Raw genomic sequence first — 6,641 nt, forward strand, 5'->3', positions numbered from 1 at the left:
GCTGGCCGCCGGGGTGACCGCCGCCCGGGCCGGTGCGACGGCGATGATCGACGTGTCCGACGGGCTGGTGGCCGACCTGGGGCACGTGGCCGACGAATCGCGGGTGGCCGTCGAGATCGCCACCCGGGCCCTGCCGGTGCACGACCGGCTGACCGAGGTCGCCTCCGCGCTGGGCCGCGATCCCCTGCAGTGGGTGCTGACCGGCGGCGACGACCACGCCCTGGCGGCGACCTTCCCGGCCGGCGCGGTGCCGGCCGGCTGGATCGTGATCGGCGCGGTCCGCGAGGGCAGCGGGGTGCTGGTCGACGGCACCCCCTGGGACGCGGCCGGGGGCTGGGACCACTTCGCCTGAGCGGGCCCGGCCGAGGTGGCCGGGCCCACCCCCGGCCGGGCCCGGGGGGCCGGCCGCGACTGTTCCGGGCAAGCCCGCACCCCGGAGTTACCTGGTCGACCCGGAATGGGCGCAGGCCCTCGGCCCGGTCGCCGGGCAGGTGTCGGCGATGGGGGAGTTCCTGCGGGCCGAGGTCGCGGCCGGCCGCTCGTACCTGCCGGCCGGCGACCACATCCTGCGGGCGTTCGAACGGCCGATGAGCCGGGTCAAGGTCCTGGTCGTGGGGCAGGATCCGTACCCGACCCCCGGACACCCGATCGGCCTGTCGTTCGCGGTGGACCGCCAGGTCCGGCCGATCCCGCGGTCACTGGCCAACATCTACCGGGAACTGACCGCCGACACCGGTATCGCCGCGCCGCCGCACGGGGACCTGACCGCCTGGTCCGACCAGGGTGTCCTGCTGCTCAACCGGGTGCTGACGGTCCAACCGGGCAAGCCGGCATCCCACCGCGGCAAGGGCTGGGAGCCGGTCACCGAGCAGGCCATCCGCGCGCTGGTGGCCCGGGGCGGCCCGCTGGTCGCGATCCTGTGGGGCAAGGACGCGCAGACCCTGCGGCCGCTGCTCGGCGACACCCCGGTGATCGTGTCCGCGCACCCGTCGCCGATGTCGGCCGACCGCGGCTTCTTCGGATCGCGCCCGTTCTCCCGGGTCAACACCTCGCTGGTCGAGCAGGGCGGCGAACCGGTCGACTGGACCCTGTGACGGCGGCGCCCGGTCCGGGGCCCGGACCAGCCAACGGTCCGGCCGCCGCGGGCCGCCCGGGGCGGCTGACCGCGGCGCTGTTCGCCGGCGGCATCGCCACCTTCGCCGAGCTCTACGCCGTGCAGGCGGTGCTGCCGGGCCTGGCGGCCGAGTTCGGCCTGACCGAATCGCAGGCCACGCTGGCGGTCTCGGTGGCCACCGGGGCGCTCGCCCTGTCCGTGCTGCCCTGGGCGGCCTGGGGCGATCGCGTCGGGCGGGCCCGGGCGATGCGGGCGTCGGCGATCGTCGCCGCGATCTCCGGCCTGCTGGTCGCCCTCGCCCCGACGTTCACCCTGCTGCTGGTGGTGCGGGCGATCTCCGGGGCCGCGCTGGGGGCCCTGCCGGCGCTGGCGGTGGCCCACCTGGTCTCGTCGGCGCCACCGGCCCGGGTGGCCGGCATCGGCGGCCTCTACATCGCCGGCACGACGATCGGCGGGCTGTCCGGACGGGTGCTCACCGGCGCGGTCGGCGGCCTGTTCGGCTGGCGCTGGGGCCTGGTCACCACGGCCGTGTTCGTCGCGGTGGCGGCGGCGGTCTTCGCCGTGCTGCTCGATTCCGGTCCGCGATCCCGCCGTCCGACCGGGGCCGGGGCGGGGCAGTGGGCGCGGGTGCGGCTGGCGCTGGCCGACCGGGTCGTGTGGGTGTTCTACGCCCAGGCGTTCCTGCTCATGGGCGCGTTCGTCACGGTGTACAACCTGCTCTCGTTCCGCCTGCTGGGCGATCCCTACCGGCTGCCGGCGTCGGTGGTCAGCCTGCTGTTCCTGACCTACCTGGTGGGCACCGTCTCCTCGTCCGGGGTCGGCCGGCTGGTGGCCGCGCTCGGCCGGCGCCGGGTGCTCGCGGGCGCCGGTGCGACGATGGCGGTCGGGGCCGCGATCACCCTGGCCGCGCCCCTGTGGTGGATCCTGACCGGGCTGATCCTGCTCACCCTGTCGTTCTTCGTCGCCCATGCCATCGCCGCGACGTGGGCGGGCGAGCGGGTGCCGGCCGCGCGGTCCCAGGCGTCGGCGGTGTACTCCCTGGCCTACTACGCCGGGTCGAGCCTGGTCGGGCTGGCGGGCGCCGCGTTGTACGCCCGGTTCGGCTGGAGCGGATCGACCGCCCTGGTCGTGGCGAGCACCGGGACGGCCGCCGTCGTGGCGTTTCTCGGCGCGCCGCGCCCGGAACCGGGCGTGGTGCGGCCAAGCTCTCCATCGTGAGCGCCAGCGCCTCCCCGCCCGACATCCCCCAGGGCATGCTCAAGCCCGTCAGCTGGATGTGCGCCCGGCTGGTGACATCCATCGTCGTTCTGCTCTGGGTGTACTACGTCATGCCGGTCAAGGGCGACGACGGGGACTCCGACCTGCCGTGGCTGGTCCTGGACCTGGTCATCTTCGGCGCCATCGTCGGCGTCCAGGTGCCGTTGATCGCCCGGGCCCGCTACCCGATGCTGCGCGGGATGGAGTCGCTGGCCCTGACCATCCTGCTGTTCCTGCTGATCTTCGCGCGGGTCTACCTGTCCAACTCGGTGGCCGACCCGGCGTCGTTCACCCAGCCCCTGGATAAGGACACCGCGCTCTACTTCACCGTCACCGTCTTCGCCACGGTCGGCTTCGGCGACATCGTGGCCGCGGTCAACCCGATGAAGCTGCTGGTGACCGTCCAGATGCTGCTGAACCTGGTCGTCTTCGGTCTGGTCATCCGGGTGCTCAGCTCGGCCGCCCAGCGGGGTGTCGCGCGCAAGCGGCTCGGCACCGACTGACCGGCCGGGCCCGGTGCCCGGTCAGACGGTGTGCAGCTCCGGCGTCTTGGGCCCCGGCACCGGCAGGATGAAGGTCACCACGAACGCCACCGCCACCGCGATGACCACCTGCGGGGTGACCGAGATGCCGTCGGCGCCGAGCAGCAGGGTGGCCAGCAGGGTGGAGGTCATCGGCAGCCGCAGCATCGCCGCGCACATCGCGCCGATCCCCATCGCGATCGCCGGGGCCAGGGCCATGCCCGGCAGCCCGGACGCGGCGATCCCGATGGCCGCGCCGATGAACATCGACGGGAAGACCGGGCCGCCGCGGAAGGCGCTGAGGGACAGGCTGTAGGCGAACGACTTGCACAGCACCAGCACGATCAGCGTGCCCACCGAGTACTCGGTCGCGTGGCTGACCAGCTCGGGCAGCGCGTCCTGCCCGGAGAACAGCACCTGGGTGAAGCTGTGGCCGGTCAGCAGCTGGTAGAGCATCGCGGACAGGCCGACCAGCAGGCCGAGCCCGACGGTGACCAGGACCCGGTTGAGGTGGACCAGCGGGCGCAGGGACAGCCCGCCCCAGCGGATCACCCAGCCCAGCCCGGCGCCCACGATGCCCATGACGATGGCCCAGCCCAGCGAGCCGACGGTCGGGTCGACGTCCGGCGGCACGGTGCCCAGGGACAGCGAGAACGTGCCGAGCCCGGTCAGGTTGCCCAGCCCGAGGAAGATCAGCGCGCCGATGCCCGAGGCGAGCAGGCCCGGCAGCGCCACCAGGCTCAGGGTGGCACCGCCGATGCCGGCGACCTCCATGATCAGGAACGCGCCCAGGACGGGGGAACCGAGCAGCGTGCTGACCGCGGCGAAACTGCCGGCCGAGGCCATGATCGTGGCCGCCATCGGCGGGGCGTCCTTGCGGACCAGGTGCACCGTCAGCGCGGCCAGGCCGCCGCCGATCGCGATCAGCGGCGCCTCGGGGCCGAGCACCGCGCCCAGGCTCAGGGTGCTCAGCGCGGCCAGGAAGACGCCGATCAGTTCCTTGCCGCTCGGCGCGCCGCCGCCGGCCTGGAAGCCGAACGCCGGGGAGTGCCCGCAGTTGCCGGGCAGGTAGCGGATGGTCAGGCCGGTGAGCAGCCCGCAGAGCACCAGCCAGGGCAGCGGCCACCAGGCCGGCGCCGGGCCGCCCAGCACGTCCTGCGGCAGCGTGGTGAACAGGTACTGCTGGAGCTTGGTGACCAGCGTCAGGAAGCCGTAGGCGACCGCCGAGATGGGGATGCCCAGGATCGCGGCGAGGATGAGCGCGGACAGGTAGGCGGGCGAACGGATCACCTTGCGCGGGTCCATCGCGCCGGGGTCGGCGGCGCCGGGTGCGGCGCCCGCCGGAGGGACCGCGGCGGCCCCGGCGGGGGGTGATGCGGCCGGCGGGGTGGGCGAGTCGGCCATCGGGCACCTCTCGTGCGGAAGGGTCGTCCGAGCGGCCAACATATCCCGCCGGGTGATTCCGGCCGAGTCCCGTCGGCGGCCCCGTCCGGAGATCACCCGAGGCGGATAGGGGCGCCGGCGGCCGGTGCGATCCCGTCGACCACGGCCCGGTGGGTCGAGCGTGCGCGGCCACCGGACCGCCCTACAGCAGGGTGGCGTCCCAGGTGCCGATGGCGTCCGCCGTCCGGGCCGGCCGGGCGTCCCGGTCGATCCCGTCGAACGCGCCGATCGCGGCGAGCAGGGACGGCAGCACCATCAGCGCGCCGACCCCGGAGTGCCCCGTCATCGACCAGTCGGTCAGCGGCTCGTGGCCCAGCAGGTCCAGCACCCGGGGATGGCCGCGTTCGGGCGCCAGCGACGACACGATCAGGTAGGTGTCGGCCCCCGGTGCGATCCGGTGGGCCAGGACGGCGGCGACGGTGCTCGGCAGGTCGTGCACGATCACCGGGGTCCGCCGCACGGCCGCCTGGGCGATGAACCCGGTGAGCGCGGCCAGGTCGGGCCCGCCGCCGACCCGCAGCATGTCCAGCGAATTGCCGCCCGCCCGGCGCACCCGGAACAGCGCGTCCCGGACCGCGGCGGCCTTGCGGATCCACGCGTTGTCGTCGATGCCCGAGCCGCGGGAGGTCGCGTCGACCGGCTCCATCGCGGTCAGCGCCGCGGTCAGCGCGGCCACCGGGGTGCTCACCCCGACCCCGCAGGTCGCCCCGATCAGCAGATCCGCTCCGGTGTCGACGGCCGTGTCGGCGGCATCCCGCCCCGCCTGCACGGCGGCGGCCAGCGCGGCGGCGTCCATCGCGTCGACCCGGTCGATGCGGCCGGCCGGTCGGGCACCGGCGATCCGGTCCGGCACCTCGGGCAGCGGCTGCGCCAGCCCGACGTCGACGAACGAGATCGGCGTGCCGGTGGCGGCCGCCAGGTCGGCGGCGAAGCCGGTGCCCAGCGCCAGGTCGGCCGCCCGGCGCCGGCTCTGGTCCGCCGGGGTCGCCGAGACGGCCAGGCCGGCGACGTCGTGGTCGGCCGCGAACACGGTCAGCCGGGGGTGGGGCCGCAGCGGCCCGTCGGCCGATCCCCGCGCGCCGGCCAGCAGATCGATGACCGAGGCCCACACGCCGAAGGCGCCCACCGGCACGAGGTCGCGGACGTCGGCGGCGGCGAGCACGGCCTCGTGGTCCAGGGCCGGCACCGGCGGCAGGTCGGTGGTGATCGGCGAGTCCATCGCGCCCAGTATGCCGATCCGCGCCCTCGGGTCGGCACCCGGTCGGTGCCCGGTCGGTGCCCGCGGGTCCGGTGTCCGGGCGCTGTGTCGATCGACGGTGCAGACGATCGTAAAGAGATGTGAAAATTCGCAGGTCAGGGCCAACTGTCGGACCCCCGGGCTACCGTGGGGACACCGGATCGGTCCGGGTCGGGGTCAACCCGATGGCAAGGACACGCAGCACGGCACTGAGGGGAGAACCGATGGTGTATCTGTGGCGTTACGCGGACGAGGCGGGCGTGGTGGCCGACGGTCCCGACATCGCGTTCGGCTCCCAGGAGGAGGCCGAGGTCTGGCTCGGGGATGCCTGGCCCGATCTGCTCGACAGCGGCATCGCGGAGGTCTCGCTGTTCAACGACCGCCAGGCCGTGTACGGGCCGATGGCCCTGGCCGAGTCGGCCTGAACCGTCACCGGGAGGGGCGCGCCCGCCGGCCCACCTAGGATTGCCGGGTGACTCCCACCGCCGACAAGGTGCCCGACGACGGGCTCGATCCAGCGCCGAATTCAGCGTCGAAATCAGTGCCGAACCTGGCCAAGCAGTACGACCCCGCGGCGGTCGAGGTACCCCTGTACCAGCGGTGGGTCGACGCCGGCTACTTCAAGGCCGACGAGCAGAAGGTGCTGCGCGGCGAGCGTCGGCCGTTCTCCATCGTGCTGCCCCCGCCGAACGTCACCGGGAGCCTGCACATCGGGCACGCGCTCGACCACACGCTGATGGACGTGCTGACCCGCTGGCACCGGATGTCCGGCGACGAGGCGCTGTGGCTGCCCGGCATGGACCACGCCGGCATCGCCACCCAGACCGTGGTGGAGCGGCAGCTGGCGGTCGACGGCAAGTCCCGGCACGACTACGGGCGCGACCTGTTCGTGCAGAAGGTCTGGGACTGGAAGCGCGAGTCGGGCGGGGCGATCCTGGGCCAGATGAAGCGGCTCGGCGACTCCGTCGACTGGGACCGCGAGCGGTTCACGCTGGACGACGGCTTGTCCGACGCCGTGCAGACGATCTTCAAGCGCATGTATGACGACGGCCTGATCTACCGGGCCGAG

8 protein-coding genes are annotated in these 6,641 nt (G+C 74.1%); 6 read left to right on the forward strand and 2 right to left on the reverse strand.

The features are described 5' to 3' along the window. From ACOJUF_RS16125 to ACOJUF_RS16140, 4 genes are all read left to right on the forward strand, one after another. A partial coding sequence (locus ACOJUF_RS16125; protein WP_420122845.1) for a thiamine-phosphate kinase occupies positions 1-352 on the forward strand: 352 nt, incomplete at its 5' end. A 91-nt stretch (positions 353-443) separates the two neighbouring features. Next, positions 444-1,094 (forward strand): uracil-DNA glycosylase, encoded by a 651-nt coding sequence (locus ACOJUF_RS16130; RefSeq protein WP_420122851.1) that lies wholly within the window; start codon positions 444-446, stop codon positions 1,092-1,094. Next, the gene (locus ACOJUF_RS16135) at positions 1,091-2,332 is read left to right on the forward strand and encodes an MFS transporter (protein ID WP_420122846.1); all 1,242 of its coding nucleotides are present in this window, start codon (positions 1,091-1,093) and stop codon (positions 2,330-2,332) included. The genes ACOJUF_RS16130 and ACOJUF_RS16135 overlap by 4 nt, the downstream gene beginning before the upstream one ends. Beyond that, entirely contained in the window at positions 2,329-2,874 is a 546-nt protein-coding gene (locus ACOJUF_RS16140) for a potassium channel family protein (protein ID WP_420122847.1), read from the forward strand. Before ACOJUF_RS16135 ends, ACOJUF_RS16140 begins: the two co-directional genes overlap by 4 nt. A gap of 21 nt (positions 2,875-2,895) precedes the next feature. On the opposite strand, the gene ACOJUF_RS16145 is transcribed toward ACOJUF_RS16140, so the two are convergent. After that, the gene (locus ACOJUF_RS16145) at positions 2,896-4,296 is read right to left on the reverse strand and encodes a chloride channel protein (protein WP_420122848.1); all 1,401 of its coding nucleotides are present in this window, start codon (positions 4,294-4,296) and stop codon (positions 2,896-2,898) included. Between the two features lie 181 nt (positions 4,297-4,477). Further along, positions 4,478-5,554 (reverse strand): nicotinate-nucleotide--dimethylbenzimidazole phosphoribosyltransferase, encoded by a 1,077-nt coding sequence (locus ACOJUF_RS16150; protein ID WP_420122849.1) that lies wholly within the window; start codon positions 5,552-5,554, stop codon positions 4,478-4,480. Between the two features lie 242 nt (positions 5,555-5,796). On the opposite strand from ACOJUF_RS16150, the gene ACOJUF_RS16155 reads away from it, so the two are divergent. Further along, positions 5,797-5,997 carry a hypothetical protein gene (locus ACOJUF_RS16155; RefSeq protein ID WP_420122850.1) on the forward strand — a complete coding sequence of 67 codons (201 nt, stop codon included), beginning with the start codon at positions 5,797-5,799 and terminating at the stop codon, positions 5,995-5,997. A 116-nt stretch (positions 5,998-6,113) separates the two neighbouring features. Next, positions 6,114-6,641 (forward strand): class I tRNA ligase family protein (locus ACOJUF_RS16160; protein WP_420122852.1); only part of this gene is annotated, 528 nt, incomplete at its 3' end.

This window comes from Nakamurella sp. (assembly GCF_048594475.1).
Lineage (GTDB): Bacteria > Actinomycetota > Actinomycetes > Mycobacteriales > Nakamurellaceae > Nakamurella.